Origin of the sequence: Bradyrhizobium sp. LB14.3, from assembly GCF_040547985.1 — a bacterium.
In the GTDB taxonomy this organism is placed as follows: Bacteria; Pseudomonadota; Alphaproteobacteria; order Rhizobiales; family Xanthobacteraceae; genus Bradyrhizobium.
Genome location: NZ_JBEPQT010000002.1, coordinates 105,791 through 127,420, shown reverse-complemented (window position 1 = coordinate 127,420; position 21,630 = coordinate 105,791). Strand labels below are relative to the sequence as shown.

The window sequence follows — 21,630 nt, the reverse complement described above, 5'->3', positions numbered from 1 at the left end:
CGGACGGGTGACAACCTGTAGAGGCAATCCGGGACGCCGGTTGTTTTTGCCGCAATGTCACCCTTCCGCAACACCGCCGGTTGATGCCGGGGCTGCTTGCAGAGTAGGCAGGCTGGTCTAGCTAAGGACCTGCCGAAGTGAGTGACGCCATGGATGAGACAACGTTGCAGTTCTACCGGGAGAACGCGGAGTCTTATGCCGGATGGGCCAAGGCGCCCTCGACGCGGCTGCGCGGTTTTCTGGCTTTGCTGCAACCCAGTAGCTCGATCCTCGAACTCGGCTGTGGTGCCGGCAATCATTCGGCGGTGATGCTGGCCGAAGGTTTTTCGGTGCGCGCTACCGACGGCTCGCCTGAGATGGCCGAGATCGCGTCGCGGCGGCTCGGTCATCCCGTCGAGGCGATGCGGTTCGACCAGCTTGACGCGCACGAGGCCTATGACGGCGCCTGGGCCAGCGCCTGTCTCCTGCACGTGCCGCGCGACGAGCTCGCCGGCATCCTGGCGCGGATTCATCGCGCGCTCAGGCCGTCAGGAGTGTTCTATGCCAGCTACAAGATGGGCGAGGGCGACGGCCGGGACAGCCTGGGGCGCTATTACAATTATGCGTCGCCAGAATGGCTCGAGGCGGCCTACGCCACCGCGGGGCCATGGATCACGCTGTCGTCGGACAGGAACGTGATCCAGAGCTTTGACGAGACGCCGGCGAACATGCTGCATCTCGTCGTTCGCAAGGCCTGATCTCAAAGCAGGGCCTGATCTCAAACCGCCTTGAAGATCGCCACCGCCAGCACCGCCTGTGCGACGAAGCCGACGGTGAAGGCCAACGTGCGGAAGATCGGGATCCCGAGCGCATAGACGATCAGATGCGCGACGCGCGACCAGAAATAGACGGCGCAAGCAAGCACCGTCCATTTCGAGGAATAGTCGATGGCGTTCAGGATCAGCACCAGCGGTGCGAACAGCACGAGGTTCTCGACGGCATTGTCATGCGCGAACATCAGGCGGTTCGCCCATTCCGACTGCGGCTTGTCGGCGCGCGAGGGATTGGCCATCGCGCCACCGAGACCGCGAATCTGGCAGCGGTTGATGGTGTAGGGAATCCAGAGGATTCCGGTCAGGACCACCGTCAGTGTCAGCCAGAACAGTTCACGCGTCATAACCCGGTCCCCTCTGTCGTCGCTGTGTTGAGAGCGAGCTTATACAAGCGCGCAAGATTGCGCCATGCGCAAAGAATTCTCCACTATGCGCGAACTCTGACATAGCTGCCGGGGGCGTCCTCGATCGGAGGCAGCGCTTCGCTGCCGACCGTGCGCGCCGGCACCTCCGCGGGATCGAGTGTGCCAAGCCATTGGCGCCAGTCCGGCCACCACGAGCCCTTGTGCTCGACCGCGCCTTTCATCCACTCGGCGACGTTGACGTCCTTGACGTTGTCGTTGGTCCAGTACTGGTACTTGTTCGAGGCGGGCGGGTTGACGACGCCGGCGATGTGGCCCGAGCCGGACAGCACATATTTCACCGGACCGCCGAAGAACTGCGAGCCGTACAGCACCGATTCCGCCGGCGCGATGTGGTCTTCGCGGGTGGCAAGATTGTAGACGGGCACCATGACCTTGGAGAGGTCGAGCAGGGTGTTGTCGAGCACCATCGTGCCGGTCGACAGCCGGTTCTCCAGATAGCAATTGCGCAGATAGTAGGAATGGTTCGACGCCGTCATGCGCGTGGCGTCCGAATTCCAGTGCAGCAGGTCGAACGCGCTCGGCTGCTGGCCTTTGAGGTAATTGCTGACGACATAGGACCAGATCAAATCGTTGGAGCGCAGCATGTTGAAGGCCATCGCCATCTTGGACCCTTCGAGCACGCCGGCCGCCTTCATGTCCTGCTCCAGCGCAGCGATCTGCTCCTCGTCGACGAACACGAGAAGGTCGCCCGCATGGGTGAAGTCGACCTGTGCCGCGAAGAACGTCGCGGACGCCACGCGCTGGCGGCGCTTCTCGGCGAGCCAGGCCAGCGTCGTCGCGAGCATGGTGCCGCCGACGCAATAGCCGGCGGTGTGCACCTTCATCTCGCCAGTGACCTTCTCGATCACGTCCATCGCCGTGAGCGGGCCTTCCTTCATGTAGTCTTCCCAGCTCTTGGTGCCGAGCCGCTTGTCGGGATTGACCCATGAGATCACGAACACGGTGACGCCCTGGTCGACGCACCACTTGATGTAGGATTTCTCCGGCTTGAGATCGAGGATGTAGAACTTGTTGATCCAGGGCGGGATGATCAGGAGCGGCGTGCGCAGCACATTCTCCGTGGTCGGAGAATACTGGATCAGCTGCATCATCTCGTTCTGGTAGATCACTTTGCCCGGCGTCGTCGCCATGTTGACGCCGACGACGAGATTGTCCGGATTGGACTGTCGGATCTTCAGGACGCCCTTGCCGGCTGCGATGTCCTCGGCCAGCATCTTCAGGCCGCGCGCGAGATTTTCGCCGTTGCTGGCCACCGTCGCGCGCAGCACTTCCGGATTGGTCAGCACGAAGTTGGACGGCGACAGCGCGTTGGTGACCTGCTGGATGTAGAACTCCGCTTTGCGGCGGGTCTGCGGATCGAGCCCCTCGGCGTCGCGCACCAGCTCATGCGCGAATTTGGTCGTGAGCAGATAGAGCTGCATCACGAAATCGAAGAACTGGTTCGACTTCCATTCCGGATCGGCAAAGCGCTTGTCGCGCGGCGAGGGCGCGATCGCGGGCGGAACGTCCTGGCCAGCCATGCGGCGCGCCGCCGAGCCCCAGAGGTCCAGATAGTCCTTGGCGAGCCTGGTCTGGAGATCGGACGCGCGTGATGTATCCGACAGCCAGTATTCGGCGACCGCGGTGAAGGTCTTGACGACCTCGGTAAGCTCGGCCGGCGGACGATCCTGCACCTCGCCGCTCTCGCGGGGCTTGAGGTACGCAGCGAGCGCCTTGCCGCCGCTTTCCATCGCCCGCGCGACATTCATCGCGAAGGCTTCCGCATCGAACTTCGTGTCGGGTTTGGGCGTGTCGGTCGTGGCCATGCTCATGAGCAGAACAGTAACGATTCATTCCGTATTCGTCACCGCGAAGCTCGCATGTTTGGCGTTAAACACTCTCGAAGATGTGTTGCAGTGCGACAAATTTTCTTGGTTCCGTCACAATCGAGCCGCACCGCTCGGCTTGGTGGTCCCGGGCTGTTTTCTCGCTCGCGCCATTTGGGCAGCAATGGTTTGAGCTTGGGTGCGGACCTCGGTAAGGTTGCCGGGGCCGTGCTTTGGGACGAGTAGGGGATTTCCCAAGTGTTGGCGTTGAGGGACCTGCAAAAGTCGCGGCTGATCTGTGGCGCGCTGGTGATGGCGGCGCTTGCCATGGGCGGCTGCTCGAGCCAGCTCGCGGACATGACGCCCGCCGATGCGCAAGCGCATCCCAGGGAGCCCGGCAGCTATCTGCCGGTGCACGACCTGCCGCCGGATCGCGATCAGGCGGTCATCCCGCCGGACCAACGCGCCAAGATCGAGGCCGAGCTCGCTGCCGCGCGCGACCGTCAGGCCGTTGCCGGCAAGGACGCGAAGTAAGGCGCTGCAAGGTAATCGCTGGCGCCTCCGCCTTGCCGTGCTAAAAGACCTCAGTTCAGCCGAGAGTCAGGGCGAACGACTTCAGCCACCGCCGTCGATGATTGCTCTAAGCTTTTGATTTTGAGTGATTTTCGTGAACGAGGCGGGCGCCTTTTCGCATGGTCGTTATGGCCTGTCGATTCTGTCCTGACCGGTTGCCCGGAGCCGAGAGAGCCATGGAAGAATTTTACCGCATCCGCCGCCTTCCGCCTTACGTGTTCGAGCAGGTGAACCGGGCCAAGGCGGCCGCGCGGAATGCCGGCGCCGACATCATCGACCTCGGCATGGGCAATCCGGACCTGCCGGCGCCAGCGCACGTGCTGGAGAAGCTGAAGGAGACATTGGGCAAGCCGCGCACCGACCGCTACTCGGCCTCTCGTGGCATCAACGGCTTGCGCAAGGCCCAGGCCGGCTACTACGCCCGCCGCTTTGGCGTGAAGCTCAATCCCGACACCCAGGTCGTGGCGACGCTCGGCTCCAAGGAGGGCTTTGCCAACGTGGCGCAGGCGATCACTGCGCCCGGCGACGTCATCCTCTGCCCGAACCCGAGCTATCCGATTCACGCCTTCGGCTTTTTGATGGCGGGCGGCGTGATCCGCTCGGTGCCTTCGGAGCCAACCCCGCAGTTCTTCGAGGCGGTGGAGCGTGCGATCGTCCACTCGATTCCGAAGCCGCTGGCGCTGGTCGTCTGTTACCCGTCGAACCCGACCGCCTATGTCGCGAGCCTTGACTTCTACAAGGACCTGGTCGCGTTTGCGAAGAAGCACGAAATCCTGATCCTGTCCGATCTTGCTTACGCCGAGGTCTATTTCGACGAAAACAACCCACCGCCCTCGGTGCTGCAGGTGCCCGGCGCGATGGACGTCACCGTCGAGTTCACCTCGATGTCGAAGACCTATTCGATGGCCGGCTGGCGCATGGGCTTTGCGGTCGGCAATGAGCGCGTGATCGCGGCGCTCGCGCGCGTCAAATCCTATCTCGACTACGGCGCGTTCACGCCGGTGCAGGTCGCCGCGACCGCCGCGCTGAACGGCCCCGACGATTGCATCAGGGAGATGCGCGACACTTACCGCAAGCGGCGCGACGCGCTGGTGGAATCGTTCGGCCGTGCCGGCTGGGAGATCCCGCCGCCGGAGGCCTCGATGTTCGCCTGGGTGCCGCTGCCGGAAGCCTTCCGCACCGTCGGCAGCATGCAGTTCGCGACCCTGATGGTGGAGAAATCCGGCGTCGCGGTCTCGCCCGGCGTCGGCTTCGGCGAGCATGGTGAAGGATATATCCGCATCGCCATGGTGGAAAACGAGCAACGGATCAGGCAGGCCGCGCGCGGCGTGCGCCGCTTCCTTGAAAGCGGCATCGAAACGTTGCACAACGTCGTTCCGCTCGCCAATCGGCGTTAAGTTCTCTTCCGCAGGTTTTCTGAAGCATCATGGTTGCACCCCTGAAAGTGGGCATAGCGGGGCTCGGCACCGTGGGCGCCGAAGTTGTCCGTTTGATTGAAACGCAGGCCCGCGTGCTCGCGGGCCGCAGCGGACGCGGCATCCGCGTCGTCGCCGTCACCGCGCGCTCGAAGGCCAAGAAGCGCGCCGTCGACCTGCGCGGCATCGAATGGGTCAAGGATCCGCTTGCCCTCGCCACGCATCCCGGCATCGACTGCTTCGTCGAGCTGATGGGCGGCTCCGGCGATCCCGCGCTGGCGGCGGTCGAAGCCGCGCTCAGCGCCGGCAAGTCCGTCGTCACCGCCAACAAGGCGCTGCTCGCCAAGCACGGCCTCAAGCTGGCAAAAGCCGCTGAAAAGCACGGCGGCGCGCTGAATTTCGAGGCAGCGGTCGGCGCCGCGATCCCCGTCATCAAAACGTTACGCGAGGGTCTTGCCGGAACCGACATCAACCGCGTCTACGGCATCCTCAACGGCACCTGCAATTACATCCTGACCCGGATGGAGCAGGAGGGCCTGTCGTTCGCCGAATGCCTGAAGGATGCGCAGCGGCTCGGCTATGCCGAGGCCAATCCGTCCTTCGATGTCGACGGCCACGACACCGCGCAAAAACTCGCTATTCTTGCCAGCCTCGCTTTCGGCACGAAAGTTGCTCAAAGCGCGGTGTATGTCGAAGGCATCTCCTCCATCGCGCCGGAAGATCTCCGTGCCGCTGACGATCTCGGTTACCGGCTCAAGCTGCTCGGCGTCGCGGTTCGCACCGCCAAGGGCATCGAACAGCGCGTGCATCCGACCATGGTTCCAAAATCCTCCTCGATCGCACAAGTGATGGGTGTCACCAATGCGGTCACGATCGACGGCGAGGGCATCCCGCCGATCACGCTGGTCGGCCCCGGTGCCGGCGGCGCGGCGACCGCATCCGCCGTCGTTGCCGACGTCGCCGATGTCGCGCGCGGCATTCGCGCCAATCCGTTCGGCCGGCCGATTTCGCAGCTGCGCGATACCAAGAAGGCGCCGATGGAGCGCCACGAGGGCGGCTACTACATCCGCCTTCTGGCACGCGATTTCCCGGGCACCGCGGCTGCGATCGCGACCCGGCTCGCGGAGCAGAAGATTTCGATCGAGTCGATCGTGCAGCGCCACCCCAATGGCGGCGCTGCGCCGGCAAACGGCAAGGCGGTCCCGGTGCCCGTCATCCTGATCACCTATGCCACGCACGAGGACGCCGTGCGCCGCGCGCTCGCGGCCGTGCAGCGCGACAAGGTGATCAGCGGACGGCCGCAGGTGATCCGGATCGAGAAGAACTAGGCATGCTCCGGAAAAGTGTGAAGCGGTTTTCCGGGAAGAGCATGCTTAAACAATGACACGGTTCGAACGAACTGTGGGTGTTACGAGTTGATGCGGGTGGAGATTTCCGTCCAAACTGTTGCGAAGGAGTTAGCCGATGTCGACCCATATTTCAGTCCCGCCGCAAGCGTTGCTCGAGCGGATTCTCACGCTGGAGATCGTGCGCGTGACGGAGCGGGCGGCGGTGTCTTCGGCGCGTCTGCGCGGGCACGGCAATGAGAAGGCTGCCGACCAGGCCGCGGTGGACGCGATGCGGCGCGAGCTCAACAAGCTGCCGATCGAAGGCACCATCGTGATCGGCGAGGGTGAGCGCGACGAGGCGCCGATGCTCTTCATCGGCGAGAAGGTCGGCATGAACGCCGGCCCGAAAGTCGACATCGCGGTCGACCCGCTCGAAGGCACCACGCTGTGCGCCAAGGCCATGCCGGGCTCGATTGCCACCATGGCAATGGCCGACGGCGGCACGCTGCTGCACGCGCCCGACGTCTACATGCAGAAGCTTGCGATCGGCCCCGGCTACGCCAAGGGCGTCGTCGATCTCGATGCCACGCCGGCTGACAACGTCCGCCGCCTCGCCAAGGCCAAGGGTGTCCAGCCGGACGGCATCACCGTTCTCGTGCTCGACCGTCCGCGCCATGCCAGCATCATCGAGAGCGTGCGCTCGACGGGTGCCGCCGTGCGTCTGATCACGGACGGCGATGTCGCCGGCGTGATCCATTGCGCCGACCCCGACAATACCGGCGTCGATATGTATCTCGGCACCGGCGGTGCGCCGGAAGGTGTGCTCGCGGCCGTGGCGCTGCGCTGCATCGGCGGCCAGATGCAGTGCCGCCTCATCCTCGACTCCGACGAGAAGCGCGAGCGTGCCGCCAAGATGGGCGTCAACGATCCCAAGATGATCTACGGCATTGAGGACATGGCCCGCGGCGACTGCCTGTTCGCCGCCACCGGCGTCACCACGGGCTCGCTGCTCTCGGGCGTCAAATTCCGCAAGGATGGCGTGATCGAGACCGAGACGGTCGTGATGCGCTCCGTCACCGGCACCGTGCGCTACATCAAGGCCGAGCACCGCGAGCTGGCGAAGTTCCACCTGGACTAAGTCACAACGTGCGGCCGTCATTCCGGGCCTGCGCCTCGCGGCGCCCCGGCATGACCAAGAACAAGCAATACACAGGGAAGCGTCGATGTCTGACCTCACCGCCGTCAAAGCCCTGGTGTTCGACGTGTTCGGCACCGTCGTGGACTGGCGCACCAGCCTGATCACCGATTTCATGTGGTGGGCGAAGGGCCGCGGCATCGCCGCCGACTGGACCGCGTTGGTCGACGGCTGGCGCGGCATGTACATGGCCTCGATGGACGACGTGCGCAAACATCCCGAGCGCGGCTATGTCATGTTAGATGATCTGCATCGCCGCTCGCTCGAAAAGCTGGTCGCGCAATTTTCGATCAAAGACCTGACCGAAGCCGATCTCGATCACCTCACCAAGGGTTGGCACCGCCTGCACCCGTGGCCCGACAGCGTCGCCGGTCTGACGCGGCTGAAGTCGAAATTCGTGATCTCGCCGCTGTCGAACGGCAATGTCGCGCTGCTGACCAACATGGCGAAATTCGCAGGGCTTCCCTGGGACCTCATCATGTCGGCCGAACTGTTCGAGCACTACAAGCCCGACTCTGAGGCCTATCTCGGCGCCGCGTGCCTGCTGTGCCTCAAGCCGGAGCAGGTGATGATGGTCGCCGCCCACAACGGCGATCTCGCCGCCGCGCAGAAGAATGGTCTGAAGACCGCCTTCGTGGCGCGGCCGACCGAATACGGTCCGCTCCAGAAAGTCGACTTCGAGGCGACTGGCAATTGGGACATCGTCGCGAAGGATTTTGGCGGCATCGCCGACAAGCTCGGGTGCTAGGGCGGCTGACACCCATGCGAGGCGGACGAGGCCCGGATGCTGAATATGAAGGCCATGGCTCAGCCTTGCAGCACGTGCCAGGGAGCAAAGGCGTTGTTTACGCCCTCGAGCGCCGGTCCGAGTTGCGGCACATGCCGCAGCAGGACCGATTTCATTCCGTTGTTGTGGATCCAGTCCAGACCGAAGTTGGTGTAGACTTCCGCCCGGTAGTCGTCGGTGAAAAACCGGTCGCTCTTGAGACGCCGCGATGCCATCAGTATGAAGATGCGGAAGGCGGTATCGCTGAAGCCAAAACCGTCCGGCAGGTCCTCGGCCAATAGTCCGACCATCAGATCAACGCGATCGACGTCGCCCTTGTAGATCGCGCGCATCTTCCTGGCCGCGCCGGGGATGCTGGTGATTTCCTCGAATGTCTTGACCCGCTTCTTTCCGACCAGCTCGCGGAAACGGTTGTAGCGCGGCACGCCGCGCTCGCGGTCGCGCATGATATCGATCGCGGCCACATCGAGCAACGGCTGGCCGTCTTTCGTGAACTGGCGCAGGAAGTTGGGATAATTATGGAGGCGAATGGCGCCGGGATGAGCGGTGCCGAAGGAGTACATCAGGTTGGCGAAGCCGTGCGTCTCCATGAACTTGCGGGAGACGCCTCCCTGCATATCGACCAGCTTGCAGTGTTCGACCTCTGCGGCTTCGAGCCGCCGCACATCCATGTCGTCCGGGATCAGCGGGTGCAGGCGGTAGACGGCGGTGAATTCCTCAGTCATGGCGTAGGGCGCGCTGTGCTGCTCCGTCGGAGAACCGATGATGCCATAGGCGGCTTCGCTGTTCTTGCCGAGCACCGCGCGCAGCACCCGATACGGTATCCCCGACCAATTGGCGTGCATGCTGAAGTCCAGCGCAGGATGGCCGAGGATGCCTGGCGTCCATTCGACGGTGTGGATCTTGGCGATCAGGGCCGCGTTGATCAGGCGCGCACGCTGGAATAGCTCCTCGTCATCCCAGGTCGGATACCGCGTCTTCAAGCCGTCGCAGATGATATTGTGCTCGCGTGCGAAGAGGTTGTGCAGCAGGCTGAGCCCGACCCACCAATTGTCATTGAAGCCGGTGAGATCGGCGCCCGGATGGACTGGATCGGCTGGAAGCATCCCATCATCGCCGACCGTGATCTTTCCATCGAGCCCGGAACGGATCTGCATCTGCCTCGCGCGGTCGCTGCCGTAGATCTGTCCGGCGTCCCACCAGTGCGAGTTGAGGTTGCGGAACGTGGGGATCGCGCCGAGCCATGGTTCACGTGGCGTCTCGTCGCAAACGGTCCGACGGATCTTCATGCAGCCGTCGATCCGCTCCTCCTTGGGCCAAGTGTCGCCCGGCTTGAGCGGGACTTTGAACTCGCTTCCCGACCCAGGCACCCCGTGGCTGAACCAGTTATGGGTTTCGAACTGGATCCAGGCCGCAGCCAGCAGATTGAGGCTGGTCGCGGGAATAAATTCGTCGCGCGCCAGCAATTCCTTCGAAATCACGCGCGGATTGGGTTCGAGCAGATCGTCTACGCTGTCCGGCACGCATTCCGGCAGCGCGAAATTGCGTCCGAACCGGGCACCAGCCATCCCCATGCGCGGATGGTCGAGGCTGTTGAAGGAGCCGTCGGCGGAGCGCCACCGGTCATTGCCCGTGCTCCAGCCAGGCAATGTCGTGCCGTAGCCGGTATGGTGCAGATTGTGCTTCCGCAGCCGGTCGCGGAACGCCGAAAGATTGGCAGCTCCGAGCAGGGTCGGCAGTTTGTCCCATGTGACAAAGAAGTTGATGGCCCGATAGACAACGTCCTGGACCCCTTGGAGCAGGTCACGATGGAAGACAAAACCATCGTTCTCGCGGGACATTGACGCTCCCAAACACAACCGCGTGAAATTAGCTTCATTTGCAACTAGTAAGTGCAGTTCAGCAGCCCCAAAATGCCCGTTTGCCAACGCCGCCGGAGGCCTCACGAATTGCAGTTCTTTGCCGGTCGGCCGGACGGCGGTGATCGTTCGGATGGTCCGGGCGGCGCGTGCGCCACCCGAACCTGATCCGACGATCTACAACGTCATCTGCATCGGTTCGGGATAATAGTGGAAGCCTTCACCGGCCTTGGCGACATGGCCATAGCCGGGCCAGGCGAAGTGATAGGACATCACAGGCGTCTTGTTCGCCGCAAGCATAGTCAGCAGTTTCACGCGCGACTCGGCCGCCTGCTTCGGGTCGGTGTCGTAGGAAAATTCCATCCGGGGACGCTCGAGCAGCAGCACGGGATGATGTGAGAGATCGCCGAGGAAGGCGAAGGACTTGCCGGCCGACGAGACCATGAAGATGGTGTGGCCGACGGTGTGACCGGGCGCTGCGATCGCCTGTATGCCGGGCAGGAATTCCTGGCCGTCCTTGAAGAACACGATGCGGTCACGGACCGGCAGCAGGTTCTTGCGGGCGTGAACGACGAAGTCCTTGACCGGACTCCCCAGCTTGCTTTCGTCGGTCCAGAAGTCGAAATCGGTCTGCGAAATGTAGATCTGCGCGTTCGGAAACAGCGGCTTGCCGCCGTCGTCCACGATGCCCCCGATGTGGTCGATATGGGCATGCGAGCAGACCACCGCATCGATGTCACCAGGCTTGATGCCGGCCTCGGTCATGCTCTTCTGCTGCCGGCCGGTGGTGGCGCCGAACATCTTGGATGAGCCCATGCCGGTATCGAACAGGATGAGCTTGTCGCCCGTGTTCACGATCGGCGAGTTCTGCTCCAGCACGACATTGTCCGGCGACAGGAAATTGTCGGACAGCATCTTCTTCACCTCTTCCTTGGAAACGCCGGTGAAGGTGCCGGAGGGATCGCCGAGCGGCAGCGGTCCGTCGGAGACGACGGTGACTTCTGCGTCGCCGAGCACGAAGCGGTGCCAGTAGGGCGTTTGCGTGCCGAGCTTGGGAGCGCGCGCCATCGCGCTGCTGCCGAACATGGCGCTGGCGCCAAGTCCGGCGCCAAGCGACAGCAGGGATCGACGTGAGACATTGAGTGTCATTCGTTTCCTCCACTTTATTCTTTTGAGCTGCGCGAATTTGTCGCGCGTTATGTCGGCCTGAAGCCAGCGGTGAGATGCTGCGCCGGTTCAGACACGCTAGCAAGTGGAATTGGTTTGCGGATGATCGCGGCTTGTCGCAGTTGGCGGTGCAATTCCGGCGCGCGACAAAAGACGTTCGTCGCTGACTTTTGTCGTCAGCACGATCCGGTCAAGCCTGCCGCAATGCAATCAATGATTGTGTCGCGATTATGTCGTCTAACCACGCGATGCGATCGGACGGTAAGATTTTTTAGGTCGCGAACGCTGTCTTACGCTATTCTCAGCGTGAGGTCATTGCCTTCCGTCTCTGCAAAGCCCGCCTGCAAGACCTCTTCGCGCTTGTGGCGCAGATGCGCACGCAGGATGTGCGAGAGGCCGGCGCCATCGCGCCGCTGCAGCGCGTTCAGGATCGCCTCGTGCTCGCTGACGGCAAATGCCCAACGCTGCGGCGTCATCGGCGTGACATAGCGCGCGCGGCGGATGCGCGCGGTCACGGACGTATACAGCCCCGCAAGCACCGGGTTTCCGGCCGCAGCGACGATGCCTTCGTGAATGGCGCGGTTGCCGCGATAGTACTGGATCAAATCGCCCTCGCGATAATGCCGCACCATGTCCGCGTGCGCGGCGGCGATCGCGTCGATCTCGGCATCGGTGATGCGTTCGCAGGCGAGCTCGCCGGCGAGCGCCTCGAGACCCTGGCAGACCTCGAACAGGTCGCGCATGTCCTTGTCGGTCAGTTTCGCGGCGCGCGAGCCGCGATGGGGCAGGAGCTGCACGAGCCCTTCGGCTGCGAGCACCTTGAGCGCCTCGCGCAGCGGTGTGCGCGAAATCTCGAGCCGCTCGCACAGCTCGCGCTCGGGAATCCGCGCGCCCGGCGGGATTTCGCCGTCGAGCAGGATGGCGCGGATACGGCCGACGACGTCCTCATGAAGCATGGGTCTCAGGTCCATTTGAATGCAAAATCGAAGATACATGCGCAGTATTGCAAGTTTTAGCTTGAAAAACGATAATTTTGCATTCAAAAATGTAAAAAACAGAAGGACATGAGGAAATGGACCAGCAGGTCGAGGCGGAAGACCTCGTTTTCGAGCGCCAGGACGGCATCGGGCGGATCACTTTCAACCGACCGCAGGCGCGCAACGCCTTCACCTTCGCGATGTACGAGCGGCTCGCCGCGATCTGCGAAGAGGTCAATGACGATCATGCGATCAAGGTGCTGGTGCTGCGCGGGGCCGGCGACAAGGCGTTTGCCTCGGGCACCGACATCAATCAGTTCCGCGAGTTCAAGTCGCCGCAGGACGCGATCGACTACGAGAACCGGATCGATCGGGTGCTGACCACGCTCGAGGCGTGCCGGGTGCCGACGATCGCGGCGATCAACGGGTTCTGCACCGGCGGCGGTGCGGGCATTGCGGCGGCCTGTGACCTTCGCATCGGCACCAGAAGCGCGAAAATCGGCTTTCCCATCGCCCGGACACTGGGCAATTGCCTGTCGATGTCCAATGTCAGCCGTCTCACGGCGCTGATCGGCGCCGCGCGCGTCAAGGATCTGATCTTCACCGCGCGCCTCGTTGACGCCACGGAGGCCGCAAGCGTCGGGCTGCTCGGCGAGGTCGTCGAGGATCTTGCCGCGCTCGACCGGCGTGCCGACGAGGTCGCGCGGCTCGTCGCCAGTCATGCGCCGCTGACGCTGAATGCGACCAAGCAGGCCGTGGCGCGCCTGCAAAGGCGGCTGACGCGGGACGAGGGCGAAGACCTCATCCTGATGTGCTACACGAGCCAGGATTTTCGCGAAGGGCTCGATGCTTTCCTCACCAAGCGCGCGCCGCAATGGCGCGGCCAATAGGACGGGCCGATGCAAAGCGATCGATCGCAATCCAATTCCCGCCGTTCGGGGCCGCTTGCCGGCCTCAAGGTCATCGATCTCACCCATGTCATGGCCGGGCCGACCTGCACCCTGATGCTGGCCGACATGGGCGCCGACGTCATCAAGATCGAGAAATCGCCGAACGGCGACGATACCCGCCATTCGGTCCCGCCGAAGATCGGCGATGAGGCGGCCTCCTTCCTGATGATGAACCGCAACAAGCGCGGCATCGTTCTGGACCTCAAGACCGACGGCGGCAAAGCGGTGCTGCGACGGCTGATCGCGGACGCCGACGTGCTGGTCGAGAACTTTGCGCCCGGCGCGATGGAGCGCCTCGGCTTCGGATACGAGGCGCTGCACGAAAAATTCCCGGCGCTGATCTATTGCTCGCTGTCGGGCTTCGGCCGTACCGGTCCTTACAAGCACCGCCGCGGCTTCGATCTGGTCGCCCAGGCCATGAGCGGCATCATGAGCTTTACCGGCGAACGTCCCGACGGTCCGCCCGTGAAGTGCGGTCCGCCGCTGTCCGACATCACCGCCGGCCTGCTCGCGAGCATGGGAATCCTCGCGGCGTATACGCACCGCCTCAAGACCGGCGAAGGGCAGTGGGTCGAGACCTCGCTCTATGAGGCCGCGCTGGTGCAGACCTATTGGCAATCGACCATTGCGCTGGCCGCGGGCACCGCGCCGCGCGCGATGGGCTCTGCGCATCCGCTCAATGCGCCGTATCAGGCGTTCGAGGCCTCGGACGGCTGGCTCGTGGTCGGCGGCGCCAACAAGAAGCACTGGCTGTTGATGCTAGAGGCCCTCGGCGCGAGTGAACTCGCCGCCGATCCGCGCTTCGTCACCGGGGCCGACCGCATGGCGCATTTGAAGGAACTCGAAGCCGTCCTGAGCGAGCGCTTCCGCACCCAGACGCGGGCGCACTGGCTCGCGGCGCTGGACGAGAAGGGTGTTCCGTGCGGACCCGTGCACGACATGCTGGAGGCGCTCAGCGATCCGCAGACGCTGGCGCGCGAGATGGTCGTCGAGGTCGAGCACTCCACGCTCGGTCCGGTGATGACGATCGGTCTTCCCGTCAAGTTTTCGGAGACCCCAGGCAAAGTGCGTACGGGCGCGCCGGTCTACGGTGAGCATACGCGCGAGGTGCTGGCCGAGCACGGGTTCGACCAGAAGCAGATCGAAGCGCTCGAACAAGAAGGCGCAATCGTCCTGGCAGCAGGAAGACGCGAGGAACGCGTCGCCTGACCGGACGTCGAAAACGACAAGAACAAAAGACAAAAATCAGCTGGAGGACATCATGGGTCGGACGTCAACATTTCTGCTCTCCGCAGCCGCAACCCTGCTCGCCGGCACGATGCCGGCGCTCTCGGCCTGGCAGCCGCAAAAGCCGATCGAGTTCGTGGCGACCGCCGGGCCCGGCGGCGGCACCGACAATCTCGCGCGCGCCGTGCAGAACATCATCACCAAGCACAAGCTGACGGAGCAGCCGATCGTCGTCGTCAACAAGGGCGGTGGCAGCGGCGCGGAAGGCTATGTCTACGGCAAGGCGTCCGCCGGCGATCCCTACAAGGTGATCTTCGGCACGTCGAATGCCTGGCAGCAGCCGCTCGTCTCCAGGGTCGCCTTCAACTACACCGATCTCACCCCGATCGCGGCGATGGCGCAGGACGAGTTCCTGCTCTGGGTCAAGCAGGACTCGCCTTTCAAGACGACGGGCGACTATCTGAAGGCGGCCGCATCGGGCGAATTCAAGATGGGCGGCGCTCAGTCGAAGGATACCGACGAGGTGCTGACCCGCATGATCGAGAAGGCAGGTCATGTCAAGATGACCTACATCCCGTTCAAGAGCGGCGCCGAAGCTGCCGTGCAGCTCGCCGGCGGACACCTCGACTCCCACGTCAACAATCCCAGCGAGAGCCTCGGGCAATGGCGCGGTGGAACGCAGCGCCCGCTTTGCGTTTTCAGTCCGAAGCGACTGCCGCAGGGCGCGAAGATCACCGCGACCGAAGGCTGGGGCGACGTTCCGACCTGTGTCGAACAGGGCCTCGACATCAAGCAATATGAGCAGCCGCGGACGGTGTGGTTGCCCGGCAAGGTCACTCCGGACCAGGCCGCGTTCTATATCGACTTGATGAAGAAGGTGCAGGCGACGCTGGATTGGAAGGACTACATCGAGAAGAGCTCCCAGATCGACACGTTCCTGACCGGCACCGAGTTCGACAATTTCATCAAGGAGGACCTCGAGCGCGTCAGGCTGGTTGCGAGCGAGCAGGGCTGGTTGGTCAAGTAAGGCGGTGACACCGCAATGATGTTCTGACATCTCGTGACGGACCGGAGCCCTCGATGATCTCACGCCGTGCGCTTGAACTTGCGACCGCCATCCTCACCGGCAGCTTTGGTGTGGCCGTCGTTGTTTCCAGCCTCGACAACGGCATCGGCTGGTCCAGCGCGGGCGTGGATGCCGGGACGTTCCCGTTCCTGACCGGAATCATCATCGTGCTCGGAAGCCTCTACAATCTGGTGCGAGGCGTTCTGCCGGCCACGGCGCTCGCAAATGTTCCCATCGCGATCACGCCGATCGAGCTGCGCCGGCTTGCCGGCCTGTTCGTGCCGGCCGCGATTTTCGTTGCCGCGATCCCCTTGGCCGGGATGTACGTCGCCTCGTCGCTCTATGTCTTCGCAGTGCTTGCGATCCCCAAGTACCAATCCGTGCCGCGTGCTCTGGCCATGGCGGCGGCAACGGCGCTCGCGCTCTATGCCGTGTTCGAGCGCATGTTCCAGGTGAGCTTGCCGCACGGCGCGCTCGCCGCGGCGCTTGGCTTCTGACGGAGAGGCCGATGGACAATTTTGGGGAACTCCTTCACGGCTTCAGCATCGCGATCACAGTGCCGCATCTGGTGCTGATGGTTGTCGGCGTGCTGCTCGGTATTCTCGTCGGCGTGCTGCCAGGGCTTGGTGCGCCGAATGGGGTGTCGCTGCTGCTGCCGCTGACCTTCGGCATGCAGCCGGTGTCGGCGATTATCCTGCTCTCCAGCATGTACTGGGGCGCGCTGTTCGGCGGCTCGGTCACCTCGATCCTGTTCAACATTCCGGGCGAGCCGTCGTCGGTCGCGACCACCTTCGACGGCTATCCGATGGCCCGCGACGGCCGGCCGACCACGGCGCTCGCGACCGCCTTCGGCTCGGCGGCGTTCGGTGCGCTGATCGGCGTCATCCTGATCACCTTCCTCGCATCCTGGGTGGCGCAGGTCGCGCTTGCCTTCGGGCCGGCGGAATATTTTGCGGTCTACTTCCTCGCCTTCGCGAGCTTCGTCGGCATGGGCGGCGCGGCGCCGATCAAGACCATCGTGGCGCTCGCGATCGGTTTTGCCATTGCCGCGATCGGCATCGACACCGTCTCCGGCAGCGTGCGGCTCACCATGGGCGTTGACGAGCTGGTCAAGGGCGTGAATTTCGTCGTCGCCGTGATGGGCCTGTTCGGCATCGGCGAGCTGCTGGTCGCGGTCGAGGAAGAATTTCATGCCCGCGCGGTCTCCTCGAAGATCGAGTGGCGCGAGGTGTTTCGCGCGATCGGCCGCCTGCCACGGCATAGTGTTGCGTTGCTGCGCAGCGCGGCGATCGGGTGCTGGATGGGGATCACGCCGGGCGGCCCGACCGCGGCATCCTTCATGAGCTACGGCATTGCCCGCCGCTTCTCGCGCCGTGGCAAATACTTCGGCACCGGAGAGGTCGAAGGCATCATCTCGCCGGAGACGGCAGATCACGCCGCCGGCACCAGCGCGCTGCTGCCGATGCTTTCGCTCGGCATTCCCGGCTCGGCGACCGCGGCAGTCATGATGGGCGGGCTGATGATCTGGGGTCTCAATCCCGGGCCGATGCTGTTTGTCGACCAGAAGGACTTTGTCTGGGGCCTGATCGCCTCGATGTATGTCGGCAACATCGTCGCCGTCGCGCTGGTGCTGCTGACCGTCCCGGTCTTCGCCGCCCTGATGCGGATTCCCTTCGTGATCATCGCGCCGCTGATCGTGATCATCTGCGTCGTCGGCGCCTATTCGGTGTCGAACTCCTATCTCGACGTCGTCATGATGCTCGGCTTTGGCATCGTCGGTTATCTCTTCAAGAAGCTGTTCTATCCGCTGGCGCCACTCGTGCTCGCGATCGTCATCGGCGACAAGGCCGAGGACGCGTTTCGGCAGTCGATGCTGATGTCCAAGGGATCGCTCGGAATCTTCTTTGCCAACAAGCTGGTGACGTGCCTGATCGTGGCCGGCATCGCGCTGTTGCTGCTTCCGCTCGTGCTGCAGCTCCCGCGCCTCTGGCGCAAACCCGCATCTGCCGCGACCGGGACAACGGCCCAAGAGAAAGCTCAAGAGACAGCTCAAGAGACAGCTCGAGAGAAGGTGATCATATGACCGCAAAGCCGCTCATTGCACTGGCAATGGGAGATCCCGCCGGCATCAGCCCGGAGCTGACTGCAAGGCTCGTGGTGCAGGACGATATCCGCGCCTGCAGCCGGATCGTCGTGGTCGGTGACCGCCGCATCTTCGACCAGGGCGCGCGCATTGCCGGCGTCAAGCCCGAGCTGAAGACAATGGAGCAGGGAGCCGACTTCCGCGCAGCGAAGGGCGAGACGCTGTTCGTCGATCTCGGCCACCTCGATCCCAACGACGTCCAGCGGGGAGTTGCCAGCCTTGCCGGCGGCAGGTTCGCGCTTGCCAACTACAAGCACGCGCTCGAACTCGGCCGCGACAACCGCGTCGATGCCGTTTGCTTCACCCCGTTCAACAAGCAGGCGATGCGGCTCGCCCGCGCCGAGTATGACGACGAGATCGCGTTCTCTGCGGAAGTGGTCGGACTCAAGACCCCCGCAAGCGAATTCAATGTGCTGGACCGACTCTGGAACGCACGCGTGACGTCCCACATCCCGCTCAAGGACGTTGCCGCGCGACTGTCCAGCGAACGCATCCATCGCGCGCTCAAGCTGACCGATTCCTGCATGCGCAATGCAGGCTTCGCGCGGCCGCGCATCGCGGTCGCCGGGCTCAATCCGCATGCCGGCGACGGAGGCAATTTCGGCCGTGAGGAGATCGATGTTATTGCGCCGGTCGTCGCAGCCGGCCAGCGCGATGGCATCGCCGTGGAGGGACCGTTTCCCGCCGACACCGTGTTCCTGCGCGCCAAGGGCGGCGCCTTCGATGCGGTGCTGACGATGTATCACGACCAGGGCCAGATCGCGATGAAGCTGATGGGTTTCGATCGCGGCGTGACGTTGCTCGGCGGCTTTCCGTTCCCGATCTGCACGCCGGCGCACGGCACTGCCTACGACATCGCGGGCCAGGGCACTGCGTCGATCGGCGCCAGCCGCGCCGCGGTGTTGCTCGCGGCGGAGATGGCCGCGCCGCGCGCTGCCTGATTGCACGCGCTGACCTGGCGTTACTTCGCGACAGGCGTCACGAGCTCCTTATCCGCTGTATCCACCACAAAGACCGCCAGCAGCTTCGCGGGCTCGGTGTCGCTGGCGTTGGCGCTGACGGAATGGCGGTCGCCGGGCTTTTCAGAAAAGTTCTCTCCCTTGTGATAAACCTTGGCAGGCTCGTCATTGACCTGACTGCGGATCGCTCCTTCCAGGATGGTGGCATAGATGAATGCGGAGCGCGGGTGCATGTGGGCCGGCGAGGAGCCTCCAGGGCCGTATTCGACCAGCACGCCCTTCATGCTCTTGCCGGGGACATTCGGCAGCGCCTGATCGAACACGACCGTCACCTTGGCCGATGGCGTAGCGGTCTCGGCGGCGTGTGCCGTCAGGAGAGATGCGGTATAAATCGCCGTTGCGATCAGCAATCTGCGCATGGGATTCCCTTTATTGCCGTTTCTGTCGTGATCTGTGGGACTTGCGAGTCTTCAGAGCGTCTCGAGCCATGTCGCGAGCGGGGTTTTTCCGAGCCGCGCCTCGCCGAGCGGGTTCAGCGATCTGTCGTCAATGGGAGCGCCGTAATAGGTTGCTTTTGGATCTCCCACCACAGGTCGGGCGTCGCCAGACGCCTTCAGGCGCCGTGCGATAAATTCATTGAAGGGAGCCTTCTCGGGCCCTGCGATATCGATCGTGCCGTTGAGCGGCTGGCCCATCGCGACCTCCGCGAGGCGATCGGCGACGTCCTCGGCCGCGATCGGCTGAAACAACGCCGATGGAACGACAATCCGGTCCTCGGTCGCACCCATATCGCCGATGGCGCCGAGGAATTCGAAGAACTGGGTGGCGCGGACGATCGAGTAGGGCACCGGAGATGCCTTGACGATGGTCTCCTGCGCGAGTTTTGCACGAAAATAGGCGATGTCGGGCGATCGATCGGTTCCCACGATCGAGAGCGCCACGTGATGCTTCACGGCGGCGGCCGCCTCGGTCGCGGCGAGGTTCTTGCTCGAACGCTCGAAGAATTCCAGCACGGCGGCAGGCTCCCACGACGGCGCGTTAGCGACGTCAACGACGACATCCGCGCCCGCCAGCACTGCTGCGAGGCCTTCCCCGGTCACGGCGTTGACGCCTGATTTCGGCGAAGCTGCCACGGCCTCGTGGCCCTGCTGCTTGAGCTTCGCTACGAGCTTGGATCCGATCAATCCGGTCCCGCCGATCACGACGATCTTCATGGCATGTCTCCTCGGTATTTTGCGAGTGTGGGATGGTCAAAGCCAACGGGTACTCACGCTCTCACGTTGATGAACGCAATGCGAAGCGACTCTTACCCGAGCAATGGGGCAAGCTCTTGCCTGTAACGGGCCTGCCTTGCCGGAAAATGCTCCAGAGATTTCGTCGCGATACGACAATTGGTAAGGGATTATTCCCCTTTTGGCGACGTCAGCCCACGTCGCGGAGACGCGCACATAAGCGTCGCATCGTCGGGGTGTCCACGCAGGCGCCTGTCTTTAGACGAGGTGAACGGCCGCGTTTGCGGACTGCACGACGATCTCAGGTTGCCGCTGTTTTGCCCCACGTATCAGACGGACCATGCGCGCTCCCGTCAATCCGGCGCCAACCGGGAACCGCCGATACGGTGATACTCGGCAAGAAACTGGTCATTCGGCAAATGGCCGTCGCCATCGCGCGAATACTCGGTCTTCAAGCCATTGAGGAAGAACATTTGATGGGCGCGTTCGTGCTTGGCCTCGACAGCGCCGCGTGACTCCAGCGCGAACAGCCCGTGGACATGTCCGGCCACAGTTTCCGACACGTTGATCCGTCCTGCGACTCCAGACGCTTCCATGAACCATGCGGTGTTGACTGCATCGCCCCAGATGTCGAAGGTCATCCTGCGCAGGCCGACGACGCCAGAAATGACGGGCCCGGTATGGATACCAATGCGCAGTTGCGGGCCATGTTCGCCAACTGCTTCGTATTGCGCCTTCAGGCGATCAAGCCGGGCGCGCATCTGCAGCGCCGCCAGGCAAACATCAATCGAGTGCCGCCGGCCGGGCGATAGCACGCCGGCCACCGCCATGTAGGCGTCGCCTATGGTCTTGACCTTCTCGAGACCATATCGGGCGCCGATTTCGTCCAGGGTCGAGAAATACTCATCGAGGAGATTGATGAGCCGGGCCGGCTCGGTCCGTTCGGCCAGCAGCGTAAAGCCCTGGATATCTGCGAACAGGATGGTCGCCGATCGCGTGTATCTGGGCTGGACCCTGCCGCTGCGCTTGAGTTCGTCGGCGATCGACGTCGGCAGGACATTGCGCAGCAGGGCTTCAGCACGCGCGCGCTCGGCAGCGGCCTCCAGTCGTGCCTGCTCGAGCTCCCTGATGGTCTGGCCGTACTCGAGCAGCTTGCGGCGGAGCTCCAGTTGCGCCAGCACCTGATGCGAAAGCATTCGCAGCGCTTCCGTCTGCCCGAAGGACAGCTGCCGCGGCTCGAAGTCCATCACACAGAGCGTTCCGAGCGCATAGCCTTCATCGGTAATCAGCGGCATGCCGCAATAGAACCGGCAGGATGGCCTTAGCGCGACCATCGGACTGTTCTGAAATCGCGGATCCTGTTTCAAGTCGGGAATGACGAGCAGTTCGGCGCCGCAAATTGTCGTTGCGCAGATGGCGCTCTCGCGTGGTGCGTCGGTGACTTCGGCCGGCAGACCATATCTCGCCTTGAGCCACCGCCGGTCGTCATCGATGAAGCTGATATAGGAGATCGGGCAGCCGCAGAGTTGCGCCGCAAGCTCGGTAATTTCGTCGTAAGCGGCCTCCGGCGCACTGTCGATGATGTCGAGTGCGCGCAGGGCGGCGAGCCGTTCTGTTTCGTTTGTGGGCGCCGGTGACGGCATGTTGGTCTCCTCGAAGGAGATCCTGAGACGGGCCTCCCGCTTTTTCGGAATTCAAGCGGTGCGACCA

Annotated in this window: 20 protein-coding genes; 12 read left to right on the top strand and 8 right to left on the bottom strand. The window is 63.5% G+C overall.

What is annotated here, in order from left to right; genetic code table 11:
* Window positions 1-149: 149 nt before the first annotated feature.
* Window positions 150-737, top strand: a complete 588-nt coding sequence (locus ABIB00_RS04280; RefSeq protein ID WP_247445536.1) for a class I SAM-dependent DNA methyltransferase — start codon at window positions 150-152, stop codon at window positions 735-737.
* Between the two features lie 20 nt (window positions 738-757).
* Here ABIB00_RS04280 and ABIB00_RS04275 read toward each other — a convergent pair whose 3' ends face one another.
* Together ABIB00_RS04275 and ABIB00_RS04270 are read right to left on the bottom strand one after the other, a co-directional pair.
* Window positions 758-1,156, bottom strand: coding sequence for an MAPEG family protein (locus ABIB00_RS04275; RefSeq protein WP_247347103.1), 399 nt, complete (start codon window positions 1,154-1,156; stop codon window positions 758-760).
* Window positions 1,157-1,239: 83 nt separating this feature from the next.
* A complete protein-coding gene (locus ABIB00_RS04270) occupies window positions 1,240-3,048 on the bottom strand; it encodes a PHA/PHB synthase family protein (protein WP_354103505.1) in 1,809 nt (602 codons plus the stop codon).
* Between the two features lie 252 nt (window positions 3,049-3,300).
* Between ABIB00_RS04270 and ABIB00_RS04265 the strand changes: the two genes are divergently transcribed.
* The 5 genes from ABIB00_RS04265 (at window position 3,301) to ABIB00_RS04245 (ending at window position 8,301) form a co-directional block, all read left to right on the top strand.
* A complete protein-coding gene (locus ABIB00_RS04265) occupies window positions 3,301-3,576 on the top strand; it encodes a hypothetical protein (protein WP_354103504.1) in 276 nt (91 codons plus the stop codon).
* Between the two features lie 215 nt (window positions 3,577-3,791).
* Complete coding sequence (locus tag ABIB00_RS04260) at window positions 3,792-5,012, top strand: LL-diaminopimelate aminotransferase (protein WP_354048621.1); 1,221 nt, start codon at window positions 3,792-3,794, stop codon at window positions 5,010-5,012.
* Between the two features lie 29 nt (window positions 5,013-5,041).
* Window positions 5,042-6,358, top strand: a complete 1,317-nt coding sequence (locus ABIB00_RS04255; protein ID WP_354103503.1) for a homoserine dehydrogenase — start codon at window positions 5,042-5,044, stop codon at window positions 6,356-6,358.
* Between the two features lie 136 nt (window positions 6,359-6,494).
* Window positions 6,495-7,496, top strand: a complete 1,002-nt coding sequence (glpX, locus tag ABIB00_RS04250) for a class II fructose-bisphosphatase (RefSeq protein WP_247347093.1) — start codon at window positions 6,495-6,497, stop codon at window positions 7,494-7,496.
* A gap of 85 nt (window positions 7,497-7,581) precedes the next feature.
* Window positions 7,582-8,301: a haloacid dehalogenase type II gene (locus tag ABIB00_RS04245; RefSeq protein WP_354103502.1), complete on the top strand. Its 720-nt coding sequence runs from the start codon at window positions 7,582-7,584 to the stop codon at window positions 8,299-8,301.
* 59 nt (window positions 8,302-8,360) lie between these two features.
* Here the strand turns inward: ABIB00_RS04245 and ABIB00_RS04240 are convergent, their stop codons facing one another.
* The 3 genes from ABIB00_RS04240 to ABIB00_RS04230 all read right to left on the bottom strand — a co-directional run bounded on the left by ABIB00_RS04240 (window position 8,361) and on the right by ABIB00_RS04230 (window position 12,322).
* Window positions 8,361-10,181 carry a peroxidase family protein gene (locus ABIB00_RS04240; RefSeq protein ID WP_354103501.1) on the bottom strand — a complete coding sequence of 607 codons (1,821 nt, stop codon included), beginning with the start codon at window positions 10,179-10,181 and terminating at the stop codon, window positions 8,361-8,363.
* 195 nt (window positions 10,182-10,376) lie between these two features.
* Window positions 10,377-11,348, bottom strand: a complete 972-nt coding sequence (locus ABIB00_RS04235; protein WP_354103500.1) for an MBL fold metallo-hydrolase — start codon at window positions 11,346-11,348, stop codon at window positions 10,377-10,379.
* Between the two features lie 308 nt (window positions 11,349-11,656).
* A complete protein-coding gene (locus ABIB00_RS04230; RefSeq protein WP_247347086.1) occupies window positions 11,657-12,322 on the bottom strand; it encodes a GntR family transcriptional regulator in 666 nt (221 codons plus the stop codon).
* A 116-nt stretch (window positions 12,323-12,438) separates the two neighbouring features.
* Between ABIB00_RS04230 and ABIB00_RS04225 the strand changes: the two genes are divergently transcribed.
* The 6 genes from ABIB00_RS04225 to ABIB00_RS04200 are packed head-to-tail and all read left to right on the top strand — an operon-like array spanning window position 12,439 to window position 18,670.
* Entirely contained in the window at window positions 12,439-13,233 is a 795-nt protein-coding gene (locus tag ABIB00_RS04225; protein ID WP_354048613.1) for an enoyl-CoA hydratase/isomerase family protein, read from the top strand.
* A gap of 9 nt (window positions 13,234-13,242) precedes the next feature.
* Window positions 13,243-14,502 carry a CaiB/BaiF CoA transferase family protein gene (locus ABIB00_RS04220; protein ID WP_354103499.1) on the top strand — a complete coding sequence of 420 codons (1,260 nt, stop codon included), beginning with the start codon at window positions 13,243-13,245 and terminating at the stop codon, window positions 14,500-14,502.
* Window positions 14,503-14,554: 52 nt separating this feature from the next.
* Complete coding sequence (locus ABIB00_RS04215; protein ID WP_354103498.1) at window positions 14,555-15,547, top strand: Bug family tripartite tricarboxylate transporter substrate binding protein; 993 nt, start codon at window positions 14,555-14,557, stop codon at window positions 15,545-15,547.
* Window positions 15,548-15,600: 53 nt separating this feature from the next.
* Window positions 15,601-16,083 carry a tripartite tricarboxylate transporter TctB family protein gene (locus ABIB00_RS04210; RefSeq protein ID WP_247347080.1) on the top strand — a complete coding sequence of 161 codons (483 nt, stop codon included), beginning with the start codon at window positions 15,601-15,603 and terminating at the stop codon, window positions 16,081-16,083.
* Between the two features lie 11 nt (window positions 16,084-16,094).
* Window positions 16,095-17,669 (top strand): tripartite tricarboxylate transporter permease, encoded by a 1,575-nt coding sequence (locus ABIB00_RS04205; protein WP_354103497.1) that lies wholly within the window; start codon window positions 16,095-16,097, stop codon window positions 17,667-17,669.
* On the top strand, window positions 17,666-18,670 hold the full coding sequence (locus ABIB00_RS04200) for a 4-hydroxythreonine-4-phosphate dehydrogenase PdxA (RefSeq protein WP_247445551.1): 1,005 nt from the start codon (window positions 17,666-17,668) through the stop codon (window positions 18,668-18,670). The genes ABIB00_RS04205 and ABIB00_RS04200 overlap by 4 nt, the downstream gene beginning before the upstream one ends.
* A gap of 20 nt (window positions 18,671-18,690) precedes the next feature.
* On the opposite strand, the gene ABIB00_RS04195 is transcribed toward ABIB00_RS04200, so the two are convergent.
* The 3 genes from ABIB00_RS04195 to ABIB00_RS04185 form a co-directional block, all read right to left on the bottom strand.
* On the bottom strand, window positions 18,691-19,107 hold the full coding sequence (locus ABIB00_RS04195) for a cupin domain-containing protein (protein WP_354103496.1): 417 nt from the start codon (window positions 19,105-19,107) through the stop codon (window positions 18,691-18,693).
* 51 nt (window positions 19,108-19,158) lie between these two features.
* Window positions 19,159-19,902, bottom strand: coding sequence for an SDR family oxidoreductase (locus ABIB00_RS04190; protein WP_354048601.1), 744 nt, complete (start codon window positions 19,900-19,902; stop codon window positions 19,159-19,161).
* A gap of 371 nt (window positions 19,903-20,273) precedes the next feature.
* The gene (locus ABIB00_RS04185; RefSeq protein WP_354103495.1) at window positions 20,274-21,563 is read right to left on the bottom strand and encodes an adenylate/guanylate cyclase domain-containing protein; all 1,290 of its coding nucleotides are present in this window, start codon (window positions 21,561-21,563) and stop codon (window positions 20,274-20,276) included.
* Between the last annotated feature and the right edge of the window lie 67 nt (window positions 21,564-21,630).

Coding starts and splice junctions, on each gene's coding strand:
- ABIB00_RS04280 (WP_247445536.1), top strand. CDS start 150: ATGGATGAGACAACGTTGCAGTTCTACCGGGAGAACGCGGAGTCTTAT.
- ABIB00_RS04275 (WP_247347103.1), bottom strand. CDS start 1,156: ATGACGCGTGAACTGTTCTGGCTGACACTGACGGTGGTCCTGACCGGA.
- ABIB00_RS04270 (WP_354103505.1), bottom strand. CDS start 3,048: ATGAGCATGGCCACGACCGACACGCCCAAACCCGACACGAAGTTCGAT.
- ABIB00_RS04260 (WP_354048621.1), top strand. CDS start 3,792: ATGGAAGAATTTTACCGCATCCGCCGCCTTCCGCCTTACGTGTTCGAG.
- ABIB00_RS04255 (WP_354103503.1), top strand. CDS start 5,042: ATGGTTGCACCCCTGAAAGTGGGCATAGCGGGGCTCGGCACCGTGGGC.
- glpX (WP_247347093.1), top strand. CDS start 6,495: ATGTCGACCCATATTTCAGTCCCGCCGCAAGCGTTGCTCGAGCGGATT.
- ABIB00_RS04245 (WP_354103502.1), top strand. CDS start 7,582: ATGTCTGACCTCACCGCCGTCAAAGCCCTGGTGTTCGACGTGTTCGGC.
- ABIB00_RS04240 (WP_354103501.1), bottom strand. CDS start 10,181: ATGTCCCGCGAGAACGATGGTTTTGTCTTCCATCGTGACCTGCTCCAA.
- ABIB00_RS04235 (WP_354103500.1), bottom strand. CDS start 11,348: ATGACACTCAATGTCTCACGTCGATCCCTGCTGTCGCTTGGCGCCGGA.
- ABIB00_RS04230 (WP_247347086.1), bottom strand. CDS start 12,322: ATGCTTCATGAGGACGTCGTCGGCCGTATCCGCGCCATCCTGCTCGAC.
- ABIB00_RS04225 (WP_354048613.1), top strand. CDS start 12,439: ATGGACCAGCAGGTCGAGGCGGAAGACCTCGTTTTCGAGCGCCAGGAC.
- ABIB00_RS04220 (WP_354103499.1), top strand. CDS start 13,243: ATGCAAAGCGATCGATCGCAATCCAATTCCCGCCGTTCGGGGCCGCTT.
- ABIB00_RS04215 (WP_354103498.1), top strand. CDS start 14,555: ATGGGTCGGACGTCAACATTTCTGCTCTCCGCAGCCGCAACCCTGCTC.
- ABIB00_RS04210 (WP_247347080.1), top strand. CDS start 15,601: ATGATCTCACGCCGTGCGCTTGAACTTGCGACCGCCATCCTCACCGGC.
- ABIB00_RS04205 (WP_354103497.1), top strand. CDS start 16,095: ATGGACAATTTTGGGGAACTCCTTCACGGCTTCAGCATCGCGATCACA.
- ABIB00_RS04200 (WP_247445551.1), top strand. CDS start 17,666: ATGACCGCAAAGCCGCTCATTGCACTGGCAATGGGAGATCCCGCCGGC.
- ABIB00_RS04195 (WP_354103496.1), bottom strand. CDS start 19,107: ATGCGCAGATTGCTGATCGCAACGGCGATTTATACCGCATCTCTCCTG.
- ABIB00_RS04190 (WP_354048601.1), bottom strand. CDS start 19,902: ATGAAGATCGTCGTGATCGGCGGGACCGGATTGATCGGATCCAAGCTC.
- ABIB00_RS04185 (WP_354103495.1), bottom strand. CDS start 21,563: ATGCCGTCACCGGCGCCCACAAACGAAACAGAACGGCTCGCCGCCCTG.